This is a genomic window from Amycolatopsis sp. NPDC051716, from assembly GCF_040681595.1.
Taxonomy (GTDB): domain Bacteria; phylum Actinomycetota; class Actinomycetes; order Mycobacteriales; family Pseudonocardiaceae; genus Amycolatopsis.
In genome coordinates this window covers 190,245-210,641 of the sequence record NZ_JBFAZA010000016.1, presented here as the reverse complement: position 1 = coordinate 210,641, position 20,397 = coordinate 190,245, and the positions used below count along the sequence as shown (strand labels likewise).

Below are 20,397 nucleotides of genomic sequence, written 5' to 3'. Positions count from 1 at the left end.
GGACTTGGTGGTGGTGGCCAGTGTCCGGGCCGCCGCCCGTCCCAGGCTCGACGGTGCCTGCTCGGATTCCACCGGGTCGGTGACAGTCACAACGAAACCCCAATCACTGATAACGGGGATTGGTGGCGTGCCAGGTGAAGCCGCCGCCCATCCAGGAACGGACACCCACGAGGAACCGCTGCAGCTCCGGCGACGGCACGGCCATCAGCTCCCGGTGGCCGGCCTCGAACTCGTGGACGATCTTGTTGTGCAGCTCGACGGTGGCCGCCACCGCCTCCTCGACCGGGCAGTCCCGGTCGGCGGCGATCTGCAGCACCATGTTGCAGACCGGTTTCTCGTCGGCGGCGTCCTTGGCCACCGAGTGGAGGTCGTTGACCAGCACCGATGCCGTCCCGGCCCGCATCATCGCCTCGCGCACCCGCGGGTCGTAGTAGAACGGGGCGGCCAGCTCGTAGCCGCCGACGGCGTCGACGAGGGTCATCGACGTGTAGAAGCTGTCGTGCTGGCGGGCTGCCAGGTACTCCCACGCCGGTGGGTAACGCCCGGTGTGGCGCCACGCCGCGTAGGCGTCCCAGCTGACGAACATCGAGAACGTCGCGTAGCAGACTCGCTGCACGAGCACCGGCGAACCGTGGCGGCCCAGGTGGCCGATCGCCGAGTGCAGCCCGACGAGGATCGGGTCGCTGCGCAACGCTTCTTCGAGGGGGTCCGAAAACTCCCCGGCCGGGGCGACCGGGTCCATGGCCGCCATGACCAGCGCCAGCCGCGGCGGGAGCTCGGTGGGCGCCGCCCCGAGCGTGCTGTCGTCGGCGTAGTAGTCGTCGGCCGCCCACCAGACCGCGTTGAGCTGTGCCGCGACGAGCAGCCGGTCCGGGTCGTCGCAGTCGGTGTGGGCCAGCATCGCCAGCCGGCCGAACCCGGCCCCGGCGATCTGCTCCAGGCCCTTGCCGGTGAACCCGCAGCCGTCCGCCCAGGCGACCAGCCGCCGATCGACCTCGGCGGCGAGGCCGTCGTCGACGCGGCCCTGGACCGGGCAGTACAACGGCGCCGCGCTGCCGTCACCCCACGGCAGGTAGGCGTACGCCGGATCCTGCCCTGGCGGCGGCGCGAACCGGCTCGCGATCCGCGCCGCCGACGTCCCGAGCCCGAACGGTCCCGTCAGGAGCCCGGCGGCCTCGCCGGCGCTCCACTGTGGACAAGTGGTCCTGGTGCTCTCCCCGGTCACCCCGCCCGCCTCAGACGCGGTCGGCGGCGATCAGCAGGTAGTGGAAACTGCCCTCGCGGTAAGCGGTCAGGAACGGCTTCTCGACCCCGGTGGCGACCGACGACTTCTCCCGCAGCTCCCAGTACGGGATCGTCGCCGCGGTCAGGTCGACGACGTTGATCGGCACGAACCCGTTGGCGGCCATCGCCTTGAAGTAGTCGCCGCGGGCGTGGATGTTGCAGATGTAGTGCTGGTCGATCTGGCTCACCGCGCGCGACCGGCCGCCCGTGACGTCGTTGTAGCACCCGGTGATCGTCACGTACCGGCCGCCGGGCTTGAGCTGCCGCGCGTGCTCGGCGAACAGGTCGTTGAGGTCGACGTACATCGTGCTCTCGTTGTTCCAGATGCCCTGGAACGCCCCGGATTCGAACCCGGTGTCGAGCATGTTCCGCAGGTGGTAGCGCACCGAGCCGTCGATCCCGCGCTGCCGCACGTGCGCGTTGGCGAACCCGACCTGCTGCTCCGAAATGGAAATGCCGTCGACCTGGCAGCCGAACCGCAGGTGCGCCATGACGCTCGTGCCGCCGCGGCCGCAGCCGGCGTCGAGCAGCCGGTCCTCCGGCGTGATCGGGCCCAGGTGGTCGAGCAGGACGTCCGCCTGCGCGGTCTCGAGGCGGTGCATCTCCGCGATGATCGCCTCGTCGCGCTGGGCGGCCGGGGTTTCCAGCACGGCCGGGTCGTAGTCGCCGAGGCCGTAGTGGTGGTGGTAGAGGCCGTCGACGTCGCCCAGCCGGAGGTTCACCGGGTCCTTTTCCGCGTTCCAGTAGTCGGCGACCGACTGCTGGTACGCGGTCCGGGTCACGGGTTTCTCGAGAGCGGTCATCGATTGAACTCCTCGGTCGTTTCCTTGGCAGGAAAGGGATCCGTCGGCGGCTTCCCCTTACTGGGAGACGCTAGTGGCGGGAGTTTCACAGGGACAAGAAGCTTCACTCGGGCTCCGCCGTCGTGGCCCGTCCGGACCAGTGGGACCCGTGCCGGAAGTGGCCGGGGCCGGGCTGCCGCCCCTCGTTCGAGATCGCGGCCGCCTCGACCGGGTGACGAAACGCGACAGCGCGTGTCAGGTGATTTCGAGGTTCGCCATCATGCCCATGTCCTCGTGTTCGGCGTTGTGGCAGTGGAAGAGGTAACGACCGCGGTAGCCGTCGAACCGGGTGAGGATCTCCGCCGCTTCGCCCGGGCGCAGCGCCACGGTGTCCTTGAGCCCGGCGTCCTGCGGCAGCGGTGGCCGCCCGCCGCGCGAAAGCACCCGGAAACCCGCCAGGTGCAGGTGGACCGGGTGGTGGACGTCGGCGACGAGCCGCCACAGCTCGACGTCGCCGAGGGGGACGGTGACGTCCGTGCGGGCCGGGTCGAACGGCCGCCCGTCGATCAGCCAGCCGGATCCGCCGTCCCTCCGCCCGGCCCGGAAGGAGAAGTCGCGCACCCGGACCGGCCGGTCCCACGGAGTCAGGTCCGTCGACAGCACCGCGGGAACGCGGCTGTCGTCCCGGGCGCGGCGCGCGACCCGGAAGGCCATCACCTCGGCGGTGCGCCCGGACCCCAGCCGGTTGAGCAGGCGGACGTGGCCGCCCGCCGGGACGCCGGCGAAGTCGACGACGACGTCGTAGCGCTCGGCCGGCCCGACGGGCAGGGCGGCGTGGGTGACCGGCGCGGCGAGCAGCCCTTGATCGGCGCCGATCTGGACGAGCGGGAGCCGCCGCCCGTCGCCGGCGACCGCCTCGAGTTCGTAGTGCCGGGCGTTCGAGGCGTTGAGGATCCGCAGCCGGTACCGGGCCGCGTCGACCTCGTGCACCGGCCACGGCGCGCCGTTGACCAGGAGGACGTCGCCGAGCACCCCGCCCAGGAAGCTTTCCCGCACGCCCGGCCGCTCCCGCAGCGTGCCGTCCACCGACGGGTAGTCGAGGCTGCCGTCCGCGGCGAACGCGCGGTCGGTGAGCAGCAGCGGCAGCTCCCGTGGTCCCGACGGCAGGCCGAGCGCTTCTTCGGCGTCGTCGCGCACGATGTGCAGCCCGGCGAGGCCGCGCCAAAGCGCCGGAGCCGTGAAGTCCATCCGGTGGTCGTGGTACCAGAGCATCGCCGCTCGCTGGTCGAGCGGGAAGGTGTGGGTGCGGGTCAGCCGCGTCCGCACGGCCCGCGGGTCGGGCATCGGGTGGTGGTCCGCCGGCCACTTCGCGGGCAGCACCAGGTCGGTCGGGTAGCCGTCGGAGTCCGCCGGTGTCCGCCCGCCGTGCAGGTGCACGACGGTCGGCACGGGCAGCTCGTTGCGGTGGGTCACGGTGATCGCCTGGCCCCGGCGCGACTCGATCGTCGGCCCCGGGAACGTGCCGTCGTAGGTCCACATCGGCGTCCGGATCCCGGGCAGGACCTCGATTTCCGCGACCCGCTGGGTGATCTCGTAACGGCCGGGAGCCACCGGCGCCAGCACCCCGGGCAGCGGCAGCGGCACCTGGAACGGCGGGGGCAGCGGCACGGCACTGCGCAGTTCGGCGCCGGTGAGCGCGGGACGCCGGGACAGCGCGGCCGCCGTGGACAGCCCCGCGGCGGTCAGCAGGCCGAAGGCGCCGCCGAGGCGCAACGCCTGGCGCCGCGACAACCCCTCACGCATCGACGGCCTCCAGGGGACGGCGCCACAGGGCGACGACCAGCACGACGAGCCCCGCGACGGTCAGCACGCCCAGCGGCAGGTGCAGCCACAACGCGCCGGCCAGCCCGGCGAAGTACTGGATCGTCTCCGCGGCCGCCACCGCCGTCGTGGCGAGGAACGGCCACGCCCGCCGCACGCGGACCCAGACCAGGATCGCGGCGATCGCCTGCAGGTAGCCGAGGGACGTGACGACGTCGGCCCCGGCCGCGTGCAGGCGCAGGCCGTCGTAATCGCCGCTCAGGTACACGCCGGCGAACACCGGCTGGCCGGCGATCGCCACCAGGTGCGCGCCCGCCGCGGCCCGCAGCACCCAGCCGGCGGGTCTCGTTTTCGCTGTGCTTTCCACGCTCCGAAGCTATGACCGCGCGGTCATCGTGTCTAAGATCAATATCGCTATGCCGTTATGACGGGGGAGGCATGACGTGGACCTGGGGGCGCTGCGGCAGTTCCTCGTGGTGGCCCGGCTGGAGCACCTCAGCCGCGCGGCCGAAGAGCTGCGCGTCGCCCAGCCGTCGCTCAGCCGCACCATCGCGCGGCTGGAGAACGAGCTCGGCACCCCGCTGTTCGACCGGGCCGGGCGGCTGCGGCTCAACGACGCCGGGCAGCTCTTCCGCGGCTACGTCGAGCGCGCGCTCGGCGAGCTCGACGCGGGGCGGCGCGCGGTCGCCGACGCGACGGGAGAAGGGTTCGGCACCGTGCGGCTGGCGTCGGAAACCTTCCTCACCCTGACCCGGCCGCTCGCCGCGTTCAAGCGGGCCCACCCGGACGTCGAGGTCGAGCTGCACCAGCTGCCCGCCGATGCGATGGCGCGGGCGCTGCGGGCCCACGAGATCGACCTTTGCGTGGCGTCACAGCCGATTCCCGACGACGGCCTGGCCGGGGTGCGCCTGCTCGACGAGCCGGTGCTGGTGGCCACGCCGCTCGGCCACCGGCTGGCGGAGCGCGCCTCGGTCGCCGTCGAAGACCTCGCGGGCGAGCCATTCGTCACCGCCCGGCCCGGGCACTGGCACCGGCGGCTGCTCGACCGGCTCTTCGCCGCCCGGGACCTGACGCCGAAGATCGTCTTCGAAGGCGACGAACCGGGTGCCATCCAGGAACTCATCAGCGCCGGGCTCGGCATCGGGCTCAACCCGGCGATGGCCCGCCGCGTGGCCACGCAGGTGCCGGTCGTCTGGATCCCGGTGGACAGCCCGGACTGCCGGCGCACGATCACCCTGTTCTGGGCCGCGGGCGACCGCCTGCCCGCCGCGGCCCGGCTGATGCGCACCACGCTCACCGGGTGGGCGTGGGACCCTCCGTCGTGATCCCGGTGAGGAAGTGGCGCTGCGCCACGAAGAACACGATGAGCAGCGGCACGGTGGTGAGCACGCTGCCGGCCAGCACGATCTCCCACCGCTGCTCGCCCGCCTGGCCGAACTGGTCGGACAGCGCCTTGAGCCCGCGGGGCAGCGTGTACAGCGCCGGGTCGCGAAGGTAGATCAGCGGCTTGAGCAGGTCCGACCAGCTGGCCTTGAGCTCGAACACGAAACTGACGATCAGCGCCGGGCGGCACAGCGGCACCGCGATGCGCCAGAACAGCGTCCAGTGGCCGGCGCCGTCGACGCGCGCGGCTTCGAACACCTCCCGGGGCAGGCCGAGGAAGAACTGGCGCAGCAGGAAGATGTAGAACGCGCTGCCGAACAGGTTCCCCGCCCACAGCGGCACCTGCGTGTGCGCCAGGCCGGCGCTGTTCCAGATCAGGTACACCGGGATCATCGTCACCGCGGCCGGCAGCATCATGGTGGCCAGCACCAGGCCGAAGAGCGCGCTGCGGCCGGGGAAGCGGAAGTACGCGAAGCCGAACGCCACCAGCGAACTGGTCAGCGTCACGGCCACGGCCGCCGCGAGTGACACGACGACGCTGTTGAGGAACCAGGCCGCGACCGGTGCGGCCCGCCAGATCTCGACGTAGTTGTCCCACGCCCAGGTCCGGGGGATCAGCAGGTTGTCGAAGACCTGCGCGCGCGGCTTGACCGACGCGCTCAGCAGCCAGACGAACGGGTAGAGGAACAGCACGGTCGCCGCGGCCAGCGCCGTCCAGCGGACCACGCGGCGCGCCGTCACCGGTCACCGCCTTCGTAGTAGACGAACCGGCGGCTCAGCCGGACCTGCACGAGCGTGATCGCCAGGATGACGACGAACAGCAGCCACGCCATCGCCGAGGCGTAGCCGAGGTGGAGGAATTCGAAGGCCTGCTGGAAGAGGTAGATCAGGTAGAACAACGCCGCGTCGTTGCTGTAGGTCGCCGAGGCCGCGGAGCCGTAGAAGGCGGTGTAGGCCTCGTCGAACGACTGCAGCGCCGCGATCGTCTGGACGATGAGGGTGAAGAACAGCGCTCCGCTGATCATCGGGACGGTGATCCGCCGGAACCGCTGCCACGCCGACGCACCGTCGAGCTCGGCGGCCTCGTACAGCTCCCGGGGCACTCCGCGCAGCGCGGCCAGGTAGATCACCACCGTGCTGCCCACCGACCACAGGTGCATGAGCACCAGCCCCGGCTTCACCCACGGCCCGTCGGTGCTCCACTGTGGACCGTCGATGCCGACCAGCCCCAGCACGGCGTTGACCAGGCCGGCCTGGCCGTTGAACAGGATGAGGAACAGCACGCCGACGGCGACCTTCGGGGTGATCTCGGGCAGGTAGAACACCGTGCGGAAGAACCCGGCCGACCGGTGGCCCGCCCGGGTGAGCAGGGAGGCCAGCGCCAGCGAGACGGCCATCGTGGCCGGGACCGACATGATCGTGTAGACCAGGGTGTTGACCAGGCTCTTGCGCACGGCGGGGTCTTCGAGGAGCCGCCGGTAGTTGGCCCAGCCGACGGCGTCGGGCGACCGCAGCGCGTCGTAGTCGGTGAAGGAGAGCACCAGGCTGGCGATCATCGGGATCGCCATGAAGATCACGAACCCGATCATCCACGGCGACAGGAAGGCATACGCGGCCCAAGCTTCCTTCGTGCGCCGCTTCACCGGTGCGCCACCGCGGCGTCGAGCGCGCGCTGGGCTTCCTGCTGGGCTTGGCGCAGGGCGTCGGCGGGCTGCTGTTCGCCCGAGAGCACCCGGTTGACGGCGTTCTGCCAGGCCGTCTTGAATTCGGAGCCGGCCGGGGAGGCCGGCATGGTGAAGGCACTGTCCTGCGCCCGCAGCACGGTCCGCACGGCGGCGTCGAACGCGGGCCGGTCCTTCAGCTGCACGAGACTGCCGAAGATCTCTTGGTCGGCGACGCGGTTGCCGGTGTAGACGCCGGTGAACGCCTTGCCGGCGGCTTTCCGCTTCTCCGCCCGCGCCTTGGCGGCGGCGACCCAGGTGGGCGCGTCGGTCATCGTCTTGATCCAGGCGCAGGCCTGCTCCTTGTGGGTGCTCCCGGCCGGGATCACCCAGGCGCTGCCGGTGACCCAGTCGATCGGGGTGCCGGCGGTGTCGGTGAACGGCGCCGCGGAGACCCGCACGTCGGGGGAGTAGTTGGCGAGGACGTTGAGGTACCAGTCGTCCATCAGGCTGGCCGCCAGCTGGCCCTGCTTGAACGGGTTCTTCTCGCCGAAGAAGTCGAACGAGTCGCGGAAGGCCTTCACCGTGCTCCAGCCGCCCTGGGCGTCGATCAGCGACTTGGTGTAGGTCAGGGCCTCGGCCAGCTGCGGGTCGTCGAGATGCGCGGTGCGGCCGTCGTCGCTGAGCATCCGCACGCCGTTGGCCCTGGCCCACAGCGGGAGGAACTCGGGGATCTTCGGGTCGAACCCGATCCGCGACAGCCCGCCGCCCGCGCGGACGGTGAGCTTCCGCGCGGCCGTGGTCAGCTTGGCGCGGTCGGCGGGGGAGACGTCCTGGGCCGTCATCCCGCTCCCTTCGACGGCGGCGTCGTTCACGAGCAGGACCCGGTTGTCGTAGAACTCGGGCAGGCCGTAGACCTTGCCGTCGAGGGTGACTTCCGCGAGGGCGGCGGGCCGGTACTGGCCGACGTCGACGTGCTGCTTGGCGATGCAGTCGGTGAGCGGCTCGAGGGTGCCGCGCGCGGCGTAGGTGCCGAGCAGCTGCCGGTCGAGGTAGACGAGGTCGGGCGGGGTGTGCGAGGCGACGGAAGCGAGGAACTGCTGGGCGTCGAAGGCACTGCCGCCGATCTTCACGGTGGCCGGCGCGATCGCCTTGCCCGCCAGGTCGGCCCGGGTGGTGGCGATTTCGTCGCCGAGGCCGAACCCCATGGTCGTCAGGGTGGCCGCGGCGCCGGTGTCGCCACCGCTCCCGACCCCGCCACACCCGGAGAGCACCAGGACCGCCGCCGCACCGGCCAGAAGTTTCCGCGCCATCGCACACCCCTCCCAGAGGCGGCGTGGGTACCCGCTGGGCGAGGGTCCAAACCAGTGGTCAGTGCGGCGCGGCAACCCACGGGTTGGGGCGGCAGACGGCACCGTCGGGACGGACCTTCGTGGCGGCACCGGGTTCGCCGCGGTTGAGGTTCGCGAGGTAGGTGTTGGAGAGCCCGAAGGTCTGCTGCATCATCACCGGCGCGGGCGCGCCGGGGGCGGGGCAGCCGACGTGGCCGAGGCCGAGGGCGTGGCCCATCTCGTGGTTGATGGCGTAGGCGCGGTAGCCGGCCAGGTCGCCGTCGTAGGAGTGGGCGCCGCGGAGCCAGCGGGCGAGGTTGACGACGATCCGGTGGTCCCGCGACAGGCGGCATGACGAGTCGAAGGGGATGCTGAAGCCGCAGAGGTCCGGGCGCCGGGCGGTGCCGGGAGTGGTCAGGCTGATCCGGACGGCCGGCTCGGTGTCGGCGTCGGTCTCGGTCTCGCCCAGTCGGCGGAAGGTCACGGCCCCGAGCCCGATCCAGCCACGGGGGTCGGCGAGGATCGCGTCGACGTCGTGGCCGAAGGACGGAAGGTCGACGCCGTCTTCGATTTCGACGGTGTAGGTGAGGAGTTTCTCGCCGCTGCCGAACTTCTGGCCGGTCCCGGGGAGGACGTGCCAGGTCCCGCCACCGGCTTCGGTGACCGCCACCCCCTCGGGCAGGGCGGCCGGTTCGGGAGCGGCTTTCGGGGCGGCGGTGGTGGCCGGCACGGTGGGCAGAGCGGCAGCGACACCGGAGATCCGCCGGGGCTGAGCGGCTTCCGGGGTCAGGAGAAGGGCAAGGGCAAGAGCAACGGCGAACACGAGCACAGCGGGCGGCCACCAGGCGACGGGGGCGGGCTCGGGCGCGGGCGCCGGGGGCGGGGGGACGGGCGGTTCGGCCGGGGTGGCGGGTGGGCGCGGAACGCGGGGCGCGGGCGGGCCGACCGAGATCGCTGGGGCGACGGAGATGGTGCGGGGTCGCCGTGCCTGGGGTTCGGTTTTGGGCGCGGGTTCGGGGGTGGATCCGGGTTCCGGCGTGGATGCCGGTGCGGGGGTGGGCGCCAGTGCGGTCGCGGGTGCCGGTTGGGATGTGGGCGCGGATTCGGCTGCGGATTCGGTTGCGGGTGCCAGTTCGGGTGTGGGTGCTGGTTGGTATGTGGGTGCCAGCGCGGTTGTGGGCGCCGGTTCGAGTGTGGGCGCGGGTTCGGTTGCGGGCGCGGATTCGGGCGCGGGTGCCGGTTCGAGTGTGGGCGCGGGTTCGGTTGCGGGCGCGGATTCGGGTGCCGGTGCCAGTTCGGGTGTGGGTGCCAGCGCGGTTGCGGGCGCCGGTCGGGATGGGCGCGCCGATTCGGGTGCGGGCGCCGGTTCAGATGCGGGTGCGGGTGCGGCCGGCGCTGGGGCCATCCGGGCCGCAGCGGTCGGTGCGGCTGAGGTCGCTTCTTCGGTGGCGGTCCGCTGCTCGGGCGGCCAAACCGGGGCGCGTGTTGCCGTGGAAGCCAGGCGCGCCTCGGGAATCGGTGCGGCCGAGGGCGGCGGCGCGGGCGCTACCGGGGCGGCCGGAGCCGCCAAAGCCGCCTGAGCCACCGAGGCCGGCGCGGCCGGTGGTGCGGGGTGGCCTGGGGCGGTTTCGGTCGCCGGGGCCGGGGCCGGGGCCGGGGCCGGGGCCGGGGCCATCCGGGCCTCCCGGGCCGGTGCTGCCGGGCGGCCCGGCACAGTCCGAGTCGCAGCGGCCGGACTTTCCCCGACCGGAACTGCCGGAGCCGGAGCTGCCGGTGCCGGAACCGCGGGACTCGGAGCCAACGGAGCCGAAGCCGCCGGAGCTGCCGAAGCCGCCGGTGCCGAAGCTCCCGGAGTCGGAACCGCCGGAGCCGGAGCCGGAACCGGAACCGCCGGTGCCGAAGCTGGAGCCGGAGCCGCCGGTGCCGAAGCGGCCGGGGGAGCTGCCGGTGCCGAAACCGCCGGGCCCGGAGCCGCGGGAGCCGGAACCGCCGGTGCCGAAGCCGCCGGCGCCGAAACCGCCGGTGCCGAAGCCGCCGGAGCTACCGGAACCGCTGGAACCACCGGTGCCGGTCGACCGGCCGGTGGCGGGATCCGAGGCGCCCTCGGCGCCTGAACCCCCTGCGGCGGCGCCGGCCGCCGTCGGGGCTGGGGGAGCCAGTCCACTCGGGCCAATGGGTGTCGTTCAGTAGGCAAGGCCCACGCTCGCACACTCCGGCGCCACCGGGCCCCCGGTTCGCGGGTACGACACCGTCGACGGGTCGCCGTCGGAGGTGTAGCGGTGGCTCGTGGGCGCGGCCAGCTCGTCGAGCCAGTGGGCCGAGCCGTACTCCGCCTCCGAACCCGCCGACTGCGACCGGATCCGCGGGATCGCGGCGGGATCGAACTTGGCCGAGCACGGCGACGGCGCGGGGCCGGCCCCCACCAGCAGCGCGCCGCCGTACGCGTAACCCGGGCCCTGCAACGCCAGGCCCGTGCGGTGCGGGCGGCTTCCGTACGGCAGGGCCAGCGTCGTCGGCTGGTAGCCCGGGACCGCCTGGCGGATCAGCGCGTCCTCCTCCGCGATGGCCGCCGTCACCGCCGGTTCCGCCGCCGTGCGCAGGTTCGTGTGGTGCCGGGTGTGGTTGCCGATCTCGAAGTGGTGCTCGGCCAGCCAGCGCAGCGCGCGCCCGTCCGCGTCGCCGCCGAACGGGTGCTCGTTGACGTACAGGCTCGCGACCGGGCGGAACCGCGGGTGCGCCGCCGCGACGTCCAGGAGGATGCGGACCGCCGTGCCCGGTTCCGGTTGGCCCTGGGGCGTCAGGCGGAACGTGCTCGGGTCGCCGTCGTCGAACGTCAGGACCACCGGGTGCGCGCCGGCCGGGAGGTCGAGCCGGCGGGAGACCAGTTCCGCCGTCGTGACCGGGACGTAGTCCTCGGCCGCGAGCCGCTCGAGCTCGGCCGTGAAGTCGGCGGGGGTGCGCTCGTAGACCGACTTCGGCTGCTCGACGAGGCGGTGGTACATCAAAACCGGCACCTGGCCGAGCTCGTCGGCGCCGACCTGCCGGGCGGCGGCGGGCGTGATGCGGACCGGCGCGGCGGCGGGCGCCGGGTGCGGCGGCGAGGGCGCCGGGGCGACGGGCGCGGGGCCGCCACAGGCCGCCAGCGCGAGGACGGCGGTGAACCCGGCACCGGACCGGAAAAGGCAACGCATGCGGGGAAGTGTGCGTCCGGCCCGCCGCCGGCGCGGGCCGGGCCACCGGGTCGGGTGAGCCCGCAATGGCTTGCCACCGCCCGGAAAGCCGGGTTTCCGCAGGCCGACGCCACGAGCCCGAAAACGGCTTTGGCACGATTCGGTGATTGCCGGAAAACCGGTTTGGCGAAGATCGCCGACGGGTATTTCCCCGCGATGGTCCCGAAAAAGGCGGTCGCCGCCGAACGAACCTTCGATCGACGCCTGGTCCTCACCGCCGCCCTCGCGGGCTTGGCCACGAGTGCGTGTGGTGCGCTGCAACGAGGAAAGGTGCTGGCCGGGCCGGCCCCGGCCGCCGCCGCGGCAGCACCCGCGGCCGTCGCGGCGCCGCCGCCACCCCCTCCGAACCCGCTCGAAAAAGGCCTGCTCGTCGGCTTTTGCGGAGCTCCGGGCGCGAAGGCGCTCGGCCGCATGACGGGTGACCTCACCGAAGCGAGCCGGGCGCTGCGCCGCCAGATCGAGGCGTTCCCGGCAGGACGTCCGGTCACCCCGGTCGTCGAGCTGATCGCCACCACCGTGCACCGCTCACCGGGCGAGGACGGCATGTTCCGCAGCCGCTGCGGGGACGAGACCGTGCGCGACTACCTCGACGCCGCGCGGGCGCTGAACGGGTTGCTGCTGCTGAACATCCAGCCCGGCCGCGCCGATTTCCTCCCCGAGGTCCAGGCCTACGAGCGCTGGTTGACCGAGCCTGACGTCGGCGTCGCGCTCGACCCCGAGTGGGCCGTGGAACCGGGTGTCATCCCGGGCAAGAAGTTCGGCCGCACGACCGGCGACGAGCTCGACGGGGTCGCGCAGTACCTCGGGGCCCTGGCCGAGACGCACCGCCTGCCCGCGAAGGTGATGATCTACCACCAGGTCGCCGCGTCCGTCGTGCGTGACGAAGAGCTTCTGAAGCCGCACAAGGGGGTTTCGGTCGTCAAGGTCGTCGACGGCATCGGTTCGGCCGCCGCCAAGAAGGCGACGTGGAAGACGTTGATGACGACCATGCCCGCCCACGTGCGGCCGGGCTTCAAGCTGTTCTTCGAGGAGGACACCCGCCGCGGCGCGGGCCTGATGACCCCGGCCGACGTCCTGGCGCTGAGCCCCACCCCCGCCTACGTCGTCTACGAATAGCCGGAAGCGACAGCGAAAGCCCGGTGCGGTCCGCCGCACCGGGCTTTCGCGTGCCGGCATCGGTCCGCGCGGACGACGAAAGCCCGGCGCGGGAGGGGAACCGCGCCGGGCCGTCGCCGGCTTGTCCGTCCGGGGTACCGGCCGGCTCAGCCGACCGGGACGGGCAGCCCGCCGAGAAGGTCGTTCACCAGCGCGGAAAGGCTGATCAGTACCCGCTGCAGCAGCGCGTTGAGCAGGGCCGACACCGGCGGCAGCGCCTGGCGCTCCGCCATCTTGGCGGCGAGCTCGTCGACGCCCTTGCGCGCTTCGGCGTTGTCCTTCTGCGCCGTGGCCGCGCTGTCCTTGGCCGCGGCCTGGATCGAGTACCGCTTGCCCTGGGCCAGATCCGACAGCAGCGGGTCGAGGCGGGCGAGGGTGGCCTGCGTGCCGGGCACGTCCCCGTTGTCCGCCCGCGACGCCAGCTGGTCGCGCAGGCCCTGGACCTCCGCCGCGGCGGAGGTGGTGCTCGACGAACCGCTGCCACCGGGCCCGCCCGCCGTCGCCACACCCACCCCCGCCAAGGTCACCGCGGCGGCGGTGACGAACACCGTGAGCGCTCGGGTCAGTGCACTTTTCATGTCGTACTCCTCCGGATTGTGCGATGCCGACTGCGATCATGGTGAGCGCCGTCCGGCGATAACGCGAGCGGATGTCCGGGTGCCGGCGGAACCGGTTGATTTCACACGGTGTGCGGCCCCGCGAGTTCCCCGGAACAAACATCGACATCGCGTGAAGTGGCTGTTCGGCCGTTTTGCGCTTCTACTACGGATCGTGACGTCGCCACTCGTCCGTGTCCGACGATTGCGATGAATGGCTGAATCAGCCCGGTTTTCTTTACCTAAGGTGCGATCGGTGCCAGTTTCGAGTGAGGCACGACTTTCACTCGATCGTGAGGTTTAAGGAAAGAAATGATGGGTAATCATGCGCGTTTGGCCGAGGGCGGGAATGCCACTCTTAAGTAGGGTACGGTGCGAAAACACTTCTGGCGCGGCGAGTGCCTGGCTAATCTGGGTGGCGGTCGCGGGGCCGGTTTTTCCGGCCGTTACTGTGACCTCCTCGGTGCCGAGACCTGACAACTGGGCGCCATTCGGAGAGAAGGAAACGCAGAACGTCCCGACGCCGACGGCGCCGGGACGTTCTGCGCGAAGAGGAGAGGAATGGCGGTGCGCGGCACCAGGGTCACGCGGGCAGCCGGCGGGAGCCGGATGTGCGGTACCGGTGACACCCGGACGCCAGGGGACCAGGCACGCGGCGTCGGCCGAGGTCAGGCGCCCGGTGGGGATCGGGCGCGCGGCGCCGGAAGTGCCCCGGCGCTCGGCGGGGATCGGGCGTGCGGTATAGGTATTACCGAGGCGCAGAGCGGGAACCGGGCGCGCGGTACTGGTGGAGTGCAGGTGCTCGGCTGGGGTCGAGGGTGCTCGGTCGGCGCTGCGCCGGGTCGCGGCCTGTTACGCCGCAGGGATGAAGCCCGGGCTTCGAGTGGGGACCCGGTGTGCGTTGTCAGCGACACTCGCGTGCGGGGTGGGGGCTTGTTGCGCCGCACGGGCGGCGCTCGGGCTTCGAGTGGGGACCTGGTGTGTGGTACTGGCGGCGCTGGCGCATCAGGCGTGCGCCTGTTGCGCCACAACGGTGACACTCGAGCTCTGAATGGGGACCTGGTGTGCGGTGTCGGCGGCCCTCGCGCGCCGCGCGCGGGCGTGCCGCGCCGTACGGGTGGCGCTCGGGCTTCGAGTGGGAGCCTGCCGCGCCGCAAGGGCGGCGCTCAAGCTTCGAGTGGGGACCCGGTACGCGGTGTCAGCGGCAGTCACGCGCCAGGTGCGGGCCCGTTGCGCCACAAAGGTGACAGTCGAGGTCCGAGTGAGAACTCGGTGCGCGTTGTCAGCGGCACCCGCGCGCCGCGCCAAGAGCTGCTGCGCCATTCAAGTGGCGCCGAAACGCCCGGTGGGGACCGGTCCTACGACGTGACCGACCCTCAGGCGCCCGGCGGGTTCCGCCGCGGCTCGGCCGGCGGGTACGTGTTCGCCGGCGGCGGGGTGGCCCCCGCGGCCGGGTACCCCGCCATCGCGCCCGGCTTCGGGCCGCGGCGCACCAAGCCCGCCAATCCCAGCAACCCGACCAAGCCGAGCAGGCCCCACAAACCGTTGTCGTCGTTGTCGTCGCGGGTGGTGTCGCGGTTCGTTCCGTCGTCGTCGGTCTGCTGGTGCCACGCCGGTGCGACGATGTCCGGTGCCGCCGATGCCGGCACCGCCCCCGTCAGCGCGAAGGCGCCCGCCGCGATGGCGGCGCAGCAAAGCCTGCCTGCCTTGTGGTTCATCTCGGTTCTTCCTCCCGTTGCGGAAATCGGTCTTCCCGGGCGTACCCCCGCCGGCGGAATTCACTCCCGGTGTCACGGGAACGGGCGAAGACTTGGCCGCCGGGCCCCGGTTTCCGGTGCGTTTCCGGCCTTTGTAAGATGGTCACCGGTTCAAGACGGAGCCGTGCAGGGACGCGCCGCGCGCGCTCGTCCGCCTCCGGCCGTCCCTCCCTTCTCAAGCGCAGCAGCGCATCCGAGCCGGGCAACACCGTCCACTGCCGTGGACCGGGGGAGGAATGAACACTGAACTCGCCGTCGCGCCGCTCGGCGCGACGTACACGCCACGCCTGATCTGCACCACCGGCGATCGCCTGATCCACCCGGCGGACGGCCGCAACGACCTCGCCAGGATCGTCGTGCGCTGGGCCCGCGCCTGGGTTCCCGAGACCTGGCCCGCCCGCCAGTACTTCGCCGCGCTGGGCATCGGTGACGACGAAAACCCTTGCTACCACGACGAAGACGTCATCGGATGGCACCTTCTGCAGCCTCGGCCGGACTCGCTCGCGTGGCGGGTGCGGTCGGGCGAGATCGACGTGACCACCGCGCTCACCGCCGAAGCCGAGGCCTGGCCCGAATAGGCGATCCCCGCGAAGAGCTCTGCGTCACCCTGGCGCAGGGCTCTTTCGCGTGCCCGAAACATTCCTTGCTCCGCAAGCGATATCAGGGGACGGAGACCGGCATGGGCCTGGCAGGCAACAGAACCGGGGAATAACCCGATCGGACCACACGCGGCGCGGTCAGCGGCTCGCGGTACCCACACGATGGTGGCACACAGTGGAAAACCCGTCCTGGCATCAGTACGTTTCCCTCACACGGGACGGAGAACACACCTTCATGCCGTCCCGTCTCCGAATAGCGTTCATCGAGGAGCAATCCATGCTGAAGAAGATCGGGTTCGTCACGGCGGCCGCGGCGGCCGGTGCGTTCCTGGCCGGCGGCGTCGCCTCGGCCGACACCCCGGACGGTCACCACCACGGGCACCACCACGGTCACCACTACGGCGGCAACGACTACACCGGCCAGGTCGGCCTGGTGAACCTGAACAACACCGACGTGCTCCACAACGTCAACGCCGTGCTCGGCCTGTGCGGCAACGACGTCAACGTCCTCGGCGTGCAGGTGCCGATCCACGACTCGCTCAACGGCATCGGCGTGCCGATCCTGTCGCCGGGCAGCCACGAGGCCAGCGGCGAGAACCCGTACAACTGCGCCTCGGGCGGCCTGTCCGACGGCGGCACGAGCCAGGGTCACTGAGTTTTCCGTGCCCGGAGCCGCCCCGGCGTGCGGAAGCCGGCTCCGGGCACGGGAAATCGGCCGCCAGTGCCGACGCCGCACCGCGCCCGGAACACGGAGCGAGCTGCACACTCCGGTTCCGCGTTCCGGACCCGCCGCGACGCCGGACGGCGCCGACCCGGGTGGGACCGGCCGCGACGCTGGAGAAGTGCGCCGGTCCCGCCCGGCCTGACGGCACCATAACGAACTTTCCCGGGTCCGGCGAACCGAAGCCGGGCCCGTTTCTTTCCCCGATCCCCCGCCGGACCGTCCGGCGGGTACCCAGAAGGAGTATCTTTCCCGTGATCAAGCAGCTCGGCTTCGTCGCCACCGCCCTCGCCGCCGGGATGGCGGTGCTCGGCGGATCCGCGTCGGCGACCAGTGTCAGCGTGGCGGGCCACCCGGTCGACACCACCGACCAGTTCGGCCTCGTCGGCAACGTGCAGAACCTCGACGTGGTGCACAACCTGAACGTGGTCGGCGGCGTGTGCGACGACGACATCAACGTCCTCGGCGTCCAGGTGCCGATCCACGACACCGCCAACGGCATCGGCGTGCCGGTGCTCTCCCCGGGCGAGCACGAGGCCGAGGGCGAGAACCCGGACAACTGCGCCGCCGGTGAGATCGCCGACGGCGGGACCACCCAGGGCAACTGACCCCAGCGGGGTCCGACCGCCGCGCGGGTTCGCCCCGCGCGGCGGTTTGTCACGTCCGGTCCAGCCGGTGCACCGCCACTTCCCGCACGACGAGCAGCACGGCGGCCGCCACCGGCACCGCGACGAAGGCGCCGACGACGCCGAGCAGTGCGAACCCGAGCAGCACCGCGACAACGGTGACGAGCGCCGGGATCCGGACGGCGCGGCCGACGATCTTCGGCAGCAGCACGTAGTCCTCCACCACCCGGTAGCCGGCGAAGAACCCGAGCGTCGCGAGCCCGACCGGCACCGACACCGTGAGCGCGACGAGGGTGGTACCGGCCCCGGCCGCCACCGAACCCGCGACCGGCACCAGGTCCAGCACGGCGACGAGCACGGCGAGCACCAGCGGGTAGGGGACGCCGAACGCCGACAGCCAGGCGAAGGTCGCCGCTCCCGCGATCAACGACACCGCGACGTTGCCGACGAGGTACGCGCCGACCTTCCGGAACACCGCGTCGCCGATCAGGATCACCCGCGGCCGCCGCGACCGCGGGGCCAGCCGGTAGAGCGCGGCGCGGATCCGCGGGAAGTCGGCGACGAAGTAGGTGGCGAGCACCACGACGATCAGGGCGTCACCGAGCAGCCCCGCGAGCGATTTGGCCACATCGGACAGCGGCACGGACCGGACGGCGGCTTCGAGGCCGAAGGTTTCGTTGGCGCGGCCCAGCAGGGTGCCGTGGTCGCGCAGCAGGGTCAGGTACCGCGGAGCGCCGTTCCGGAGCTGCGTCGCCTGATCGGCCAGGGGTAAGGCGGCCGCCGCGATGGAGCCGCCGAGGACGGCCAGCCCGGTCACGACGACCACCGCGGCGGCGAGTGCGCGGGGGACCCGGCGCGCGAGCCGGGCGGTGAGTGGCTCGAGCCCCACCGCGAGGAAGAACGCGATGCCGATGAGCAGCAGCACGTCGGAGGCCGTCAGGAGGAGCTCGACGACCGCGACCGTGACGGCCACCCCGGCCGCGGCGAGCATCCCGGTGAAGAACGGCGAGCGGCGGTCGAGCGGCTTTCCCGGCCGGCCCAACGGTTTTTCCTGCCGGGCCGCCGCTCCTTCGGCCTCGCCGACGGGGTGCCCGGCGCGGTACGCCCCACGGCCGCTGGTTGCGTGCATGAGTCGGCGGCTACCCCGGGTGGCACGGCCGAATCCACCCGATCCGGGCACGCGGGCAAGTCCACGCTTCCCGGTGACGGTCTCCGCCTGCCGTTGCCGGAACCGTTGGGGTGCCAGCAAAATCGCCTATGCGCTTCAAGGGTCTTCTGCTCGTTCCGGTCGTCGCCGTCGCTGCCGCGTTCGCGGTGGCCCCGGAAGCGGCGGCCATCAGCGCACCGCGGCTGCTGATCAACCAGGACTTCCCCGATCCGGACGTCGTCAAGACGGCCTGGGGCTACTTCGCGTTCTCGACGGGTACGAAGGCGACGCGGATTCCGATGGCGAGCGCCACCGCGCCGGAAGGGCCGTGGCGCGTCGCCGGGGACGCGCTCGGAGCGGTCCCCGCGTGGGCGAAGCCGGACGGCGGGTTCTGGGCCCCGGACGTCACCCAGCTGGGCGACGGCACGTTCGTGCTGTACTTCTCGGCGGCGCAGACGGCGGGCGGCGAGATGTGCCTCGGCGCGGCGACGGCGAAGAAGGCGGAAGGACCGTACACCCCGGCCGGCGACCGCCCGCTGGTGTGCGAGCCCGGCGATCACGGGGACATCGACCCGCAGACGTTCGTCGACGCGGACGGGTCCCGGTACCTGCTCTACAAGAGCGACGGCGCGGCGACCGGGCCGCCGTCGGCGATCTGGGCGCAGAAGCTGCAGGCCGACGGGCGCACCTTGGCCGGTCCGCGCACCGAGCTGCTGCGGTCCGACCTGACGCCCGAGAAGTCGGTCGTCGAGGCGCCTTCGGTGGTGAAGACGGCGTCCCGGTACCTGCTGTTCTACTCCGCGGACACGTTCGAAAGCACGGGCTACCACACGTGTTACGCGTCCGCGCCGACCCTGGGCGGCGCGTTCGTGAAGGCGGACGCCCAGTTCCTGTCGACGGACCTGCTCGGCGGCAAGGTGGACGCTCCGGGTGGCGCCGACGTGGTGGACGGCCACATCTTCTTCCACGGCTGGCTCGGCGGCGGCCGCACGGCGAGGGGCCTGTACGAGCTGCCGATCACCTTCCCGGGTGACGTACCGCAACTGGGCTGATCGTGTCACCCACCCGGGTAGCGCTCGGTTGGGCCGGCCGGGCGCCGGATATCCGGGGAGCGAGGGAACGGAGGAGTGCCATGACGGTGTGGTGGGGATTGGCGGGCCTGCTCGGGCTGCTGGGGTGCTGCGGCCTGCTCCGGAGCCATCGCGCCGACGGAACGGCGGTCGAGGAAGACCCGCTGGCGCGCTATCCGGTGGCCCGCGAGCCGGCGACCCCGAACGCCGACGCGGCGCACACGCCGCTGATGACGCCGGCGATCACGCCGGAGATGCTCGCGGCTCAGCCGGGACCGGCGGGGCAGGCCGGGTCGGCTGGGCAGGCTGGGCAGGCGGGGGCGCCCGGGTCGGCTGGGCAGGCTGGGCTGGCCGGGGTGGATGGGTCGGCTGGGCAGGCTGGGCTGGCGGGGGCGGCCGGGTCGGCTGGGCAGGCTGGGCTGGCAGGGGCGGCTGGGCTGGCAGGGGCAGATGCGTCGGCAGGGCAGGCTGGGCTGGCAGGGGCGGATGCGTCGGCAGGGCAGGCCGGGCTGGCAGGGGCGGCCGGGTCGGTGGGGCAGGCCGGGTCGGTGGGGCAGGCCGGACTGGCGGGGGCGGATGGGGCGGCTGGGCAGGCCGGGTCGCGGCCGGAGGCGGTGGTGCCGGACTCGGGGAGTATCGCGGGGGAAATTCCGGCGCCGCGGCCGCAATCCGGCGAGGCGGGGGAGCGGCCGGGTGTGCCGGAGGGCGCGCCGGTTGCGGCTTCGGCGGGGCAGGCGGCGAGTGGATCGGTGCCTGTGCCGGGGGTTGGTGGTGCGCCGGTTTCTTCAGGTGGGGTGCAGGCGGCGGGTGGATCGGTGCCTGTGCCGGGAGCTGAGGGTGCGCCGGTTTCTTCAGGTGGGGTGCAGGCGGCGGGTGGATCGGTGCCTGTGCCGGGAGCTGGTGGTGCGCCGGTTTCTTCGGGTGGGGTGCAGCCGGCGGCCGGAGCGGTGCCTGTCCCGGCGGGTGCGGTTTCCGAGGTGCCACCGGAAGCAGCACACCTGCCGGCCGAGCCGCGAACCTCCGGTGTCCCGCAGCAACCGAAGCATGCGCTTCGACCCGAGGCGTCCGCGCCGGAAACCGGCGGTGTCCCCCGGACTCGTGAACCGGAAGCCGAGGCGCCGCAACAACAGCCGCAAAATCAGGCGCAACAGCAGCCGCGCCAGTACGTGCAACCGCAGCCGGACTCCGGCGGGATCGTCGGCGGCGTCAAGCGGCTTCTGCGGCGCGCCTGACC

Annotated in this window: 19 protein-coding genes; 7 read left to right on the top strand and 12 right to left on the bottom strand. The window is 72.4% G+C overall.

Annotated elements, in window-relative coordinates; translation table 11 throughout:
• Positions 1-103 precede the first annotated feature (103 nt).
• From AB0M30_RS23555 to AB0M30_RS23540, 4 genes are all read right to left on the bottom strand, one after another.
• Positions 104-1,225 (bottom strand): family 2 encapsulin nanocompartment cargo protein terpene cyclase, encoded by a 1,122-nt coding sequence (locus AB0M30_RS23555; protein ID WP_364587073.1) that lies wholly within the window; start codon positions 1,223-1,225, stop codon positions 104-106.
• Between the two features lie 10 nt (positions 1,226-1,235).
• Positions 1,236-2,087 carry a geranyl diphosphate 2-C-methyltransferase gene (locus tag AB0M30_RS23550; protein WP_364587070.1) on the bottom strand — a complete coding sequence of 284 codons (852 nt, stop codon included), beginning with the start codon at positions 2,085-2,087 and terminating at the stop codon, positions 1,236-1,238.
• 234 nt (positions 2,088-2,321) lie between these two features.
• A complete protein-coding gene (locus AB0M30_RS23545) occupies positions 2,322-3,869 on the bottom strand; it encodes a multicopper oxidase domain-containing protein (RefSeq protein WP_364587067.1) in 1,548 nt (515 codons plus the stop codon).
• Positions 3,862-4,254 (bottom strand): hypothetical protein, encoded by a 393-nt coding sequence (locus AB0M30_RS23540; RefSeq protein ID WP_364587064.1) that lies wholly within the window; start codon positions 4,252-4,254, stop codon positions 3,862-3,864. Before AB0M30_RS23540 ends, AB0M30_RS23545 begins: the two co-directional genes overlap by 8 nt.
• A gap of 76 nt (positions 4,255-4,330) precedes the next feature.
• Here AB0M30_RS23540 and AB0M30_RS23535 point away from each other — a divergent pair, with 76 nt between their 5' ends.
• Positions 4,331-5,212 carry a LysR family transcriptional regulator gene (locus AB0M30_RS23535; protein ID WP_364587061.1) on the top strand — a complete coding sequence of 294 codons (882 nt, stop codon included), beginning with the start codon at positions 4,331-4,333 and terminating at the stop codon, positions 5,210-5,212.
• On the opposite strand, the gene AB0M30_RS23530 is transcribed toward AB0M30_RS23535, so the two are convergent.
• The 5 genes from AB0M30_RS23530 to AB0M30_RS23510 all read right to left on the bottom strand — a co-directional run bounded on the left by AB0M30_RS23530 (position 5,181) and on the right by AB0M30_RS23510 (position 11,453).
• Entirely contained in the window at positions 5,181-6,011 is an 831-nt protein-coding gene (locus AB0M30_RS23530; RefSeq protein WP_364587058.1) for a carbohydrate ABC transporter permease, read from the bottom strand. The two genes, AB0M30_RS23535 and AB0M30_RS23530, sit on opposite strands and share 32 nt — an antisense overlap.
• Positions 6,008-6,913 carry a sugar ABC transporter permease gene (locus AB0M30_RS23525; protein WP_364587055.1) on the bottom strand — a complete coding sequence of 302 codons (906 nt, stop codon included), beginning with the start codon at positions 6,911-6,913 and terminating at the stop codon, positions 6,008-6,010. The genes AB0M30_RS23530 and AB0M30_RS23525 overlap by 4 nt, the downstream gene beginning before the upstream one ends.
• The gene (locus tag AB0M30_RS23520) at positions 6,910-8,244 is read right to left on the bottom strand and encodes an extracellular solute-binding protein (RefSeq protein ID WP_364587052.1); all 1,335 of its coding nucleotides are present in this window, start codon (positions 8,242-8,244) and stop codon (positions 6,910-6,912) included. Before AB0M30_RS23520 ends, AB0M30_RS23525 begins: the two co-directional genes overlap by 4 nt.
• A gap of 58 nt (positions 8,245-8,302) precedes the next feature.
• Positions 8,303-8,992 carry a DUF3152 domain-containing protein gene (locus AB0M30_RS23515; RefSeq protein WP_364587049.1) on the bottom strand — a complete coding sequence of 230 codons (690 nt, stop codon included), beginning with the start codon at positions 8,990-8,992 and terminating at the stop codon, positions 8,303-8,305.
• A gap of 1,453 nt (positions 8,993-10,445) precedes the next feature.
• The gene (locus AB0M30_RS23510; protein WP_364587046.1) at positions 10,446-11,453 is read right to left on the bottom strand and encodes a polysaccharide deacetylase family protein; all 1,008 of its coding nucleotides are present in this window, start codon (positions 11,451-11,453) and stop codon (positions 10,446-10,448) included.
• A gap of 195 nt (positions 11,454-11,648) precedes the next feature.
• Here AB0M30_RS23510 and AB0M30_RS23505 point away from each other — a divergent pair, with 195 nt between their 5' ends.
• On the top strand, positions 11,649-12,608 hold the full coding sequence (locus AB0M30_RS23505) for a hypothetical protein (protein ID WP_364587044.1): 960 nt from the start codon (positions 11,649-11,651) through the stop codon (positions 12,606-12,608).
• A 146-nt stretch (positions 12,609-12,754) separates the two neighbouring features.
• Here AB0M30_RS23505 and AB0M30_RS23500 read toward each other — a convergent pair whose 3' ends face one another.
• Positions 12,755-13,225 carry a hypothetical protein gene (locus tag AB0M30_RS23500; protein WP_364587042.1) on the bottom strand — a complete coding sequence of 157 codons (471 nt, stop codon included), beginning with the start codon at positions 13,223-13,225 and terminating at the stop codon, positions 12,755-12,757.
• A 1,394-nt stretch (positions 13,226-14,619) separates the two neighbouring features.
• Positions 14,620-14,961 carry a WGxxGxxG family protein gene (locus AB0M30_RS23495; protein WP_360171962.1) on the bottom strand — a complete coding sequence of 114 codons (342 nt, stop codon included), beginning with the start codon at positions 14,959-14,961 and terminating at the stop codon, positions 14,620-14,622.
• Positions 14,962-15,236: 275 nt separating this feature from the next.
• Between AB0M30_RS23495 and AB0M30_RS23490 the strand changes: the two genes are divergently transcribed.
• The 3 genes from AB0M30_RS23490 (at position 15,237) to AB0M30_RS23480 (ending at position 16,928) form a co-directional block, all read left to right on the top strand.
• On the top strand, positions 15,237-15,578 hold the full coding sequence (locus AB0M30_RS23490) for a hypothetical protein (protein ID WP_360171959.1): 342 nt from the start codon (positions 15,237-15,239) through the stop codon (positions 15,576-15,578).
• Between the two features lie 298 nt (positions 15,579-15,876).
• Positions 15,877-16,254: a hypothetical protein gene (locus AB0M30_RS23485; RefSeq protein ID WP_364587039.1), complete on the top strand. Its 378-nt coding sequence runs from the start codon at positions 15,877-15,879 to the stop codon at positions 16,252-16,254.
• A gap of 320 nt (positions 16,255-16,574) precedes the next feature.
• A complete protein-coding gene (locus AB0M30_RS23480; RefSeq protein WP_364587037.1) occupies positions 16,575-16,928 on the top strand; it encodes a hypothetical protein in 354 nt (117 codons plus the stop codon).
• Between the two features lie 49 nt (positions 16,929-16,977).
• On the opposite strand, the gene AB0M30_RS23475 is transcribed toward AB0M30_RS23480, so the two are convergent.
• Entirely contained in the window at positions 16,978-18,075 is a 1,098-nt protein-coding gene (locus AB0M30_RS23475) for an AI-2E family transporter (RefSeq protein ID WP_364587035.1), read from the bottom strand.
• 128 nt (positions 18,076-18,203) lie between these two features.
• Between AB0M30_RS23475 and AB0M30_RS23470 the strand changes: the two genes are divergently transcribed.
• On the top strand, positions 18,204-19,145 hold the full coding sequence (locus AB0M30_RS23470) for a glycoside hydrolase family 43 protein (RefSeq protein WP_364587032.1): 942 nt from the start codon (positions 18,204-18,206) through the stop codon (positions 19,143-19,145).
• 80 nt (positions 19,146-19,225) lie between these two features.
• Positions 19,226-20,395 carry a hypothetical protein gene (locus tag AB0M30_RS23465; protein WP_364587029.1) on the top strand — a complete coding sequence of 390 codons (1,170 nt, stop codon included), beginning with the start codon at positions 19,226-19,228 and terminating at the stop codon, positions 20,393-20,395.
• Positions 20,396-20,397 lie beyond the last annotated feature (2 nt).

Excerpts from the sequence above, each read along its gene's own strand:
- AB0M30_RS23520 (WP_364587052.1), bottom strand. The coding sequence starts at position 8,244 with ATGGCGCGGAAACTTCTGGCCGGTGCGGCGGCGGTCCTGGTGCTCTCC.
- AB0M30_RS23485 (WP_364587039.1), top strand. The coding sequence starts at position 15,877 with ATGCTGAAGAAGATCGGGTTCGTCACGGCGGCCGCGGCGGCCGGTGCG.
- AB0M30_RS23475 (WP_364587035.1), bottom strand. The coding sequence starts at position 18,075 with ATGCACGCAACCAGCGGCCGTGGGGCGTACCGCGCCGGGCACCCCGTC.
- AB0M30_RS23500 (WP_364587042.1), bottom strand. The coding sequence starts at position 13,225 with ATGAAAAGTGCACTGACCCGAGCGCTCACGGTGTTCGTCACCGCCGCC.
- AB0M30_RS23495 (WP_360171962.1), bottom strand. The coding sequence starts at position 14,961 with ATGAACCACAAGGCAGGCAGGCTTTGCTGCGCCGCCATCGCGGCGGGC.
- AB0M30_RS23545 (WP_364587067.1), bottom strand. The coding sequence starts at position 3,869 with ATGCGTGAGGGGTTGTCGCGGCGCCAGGCGTTGCGCCTCGGCGGCGCC.
- AB0M30_RS23550 (WP_364587070.1), bottom strand. The coding sequence starts at position 2,087 with ATGACCGCTCTCGAGAAACCCGTGACCCGGACCGCGTACCAGCAGTCG.
- AB0M30_RS23505 (WP_364587044.1), top strand. The coding sequence starts at position 11,649 with ATGGTCCCGAAAAAGGCGGTCGCCGCCGAACGAACCTTCGATCGACGC.
- AB0M30_RS23465 (WP_364587029.1), top strand. The coding sequence starts at position 19,226 with ATGACGGTGTGGTGGGGATTGGCGGGCCTGCTCGGGCTGCTGGGGTGC.
- AB0M30_RS23490 (WP_360171959.1), top strand. The coding sequence starts at position 15,237 with ATGAACACTGAACTCGCCGTCGCGCCGCTCGGCGCGACGTACACGCCA.
- AB0M30_RS23470 (WP_364587032.1), top strand. The coding sequence starts at position 18,204 with ATGCGCTTCAAGGGTCTTCTGCTCGTTCCGGTCGTCGCCGTCGCTGCC.
- AB0M30_RS23510 (WP_364587046.1), bottom strand. The coding sequence starts at position 11,453 with ATGCGTTGCCTTTTCCGGTCCGGTGCCGGGTTCACCGCCGTCCTCGCG.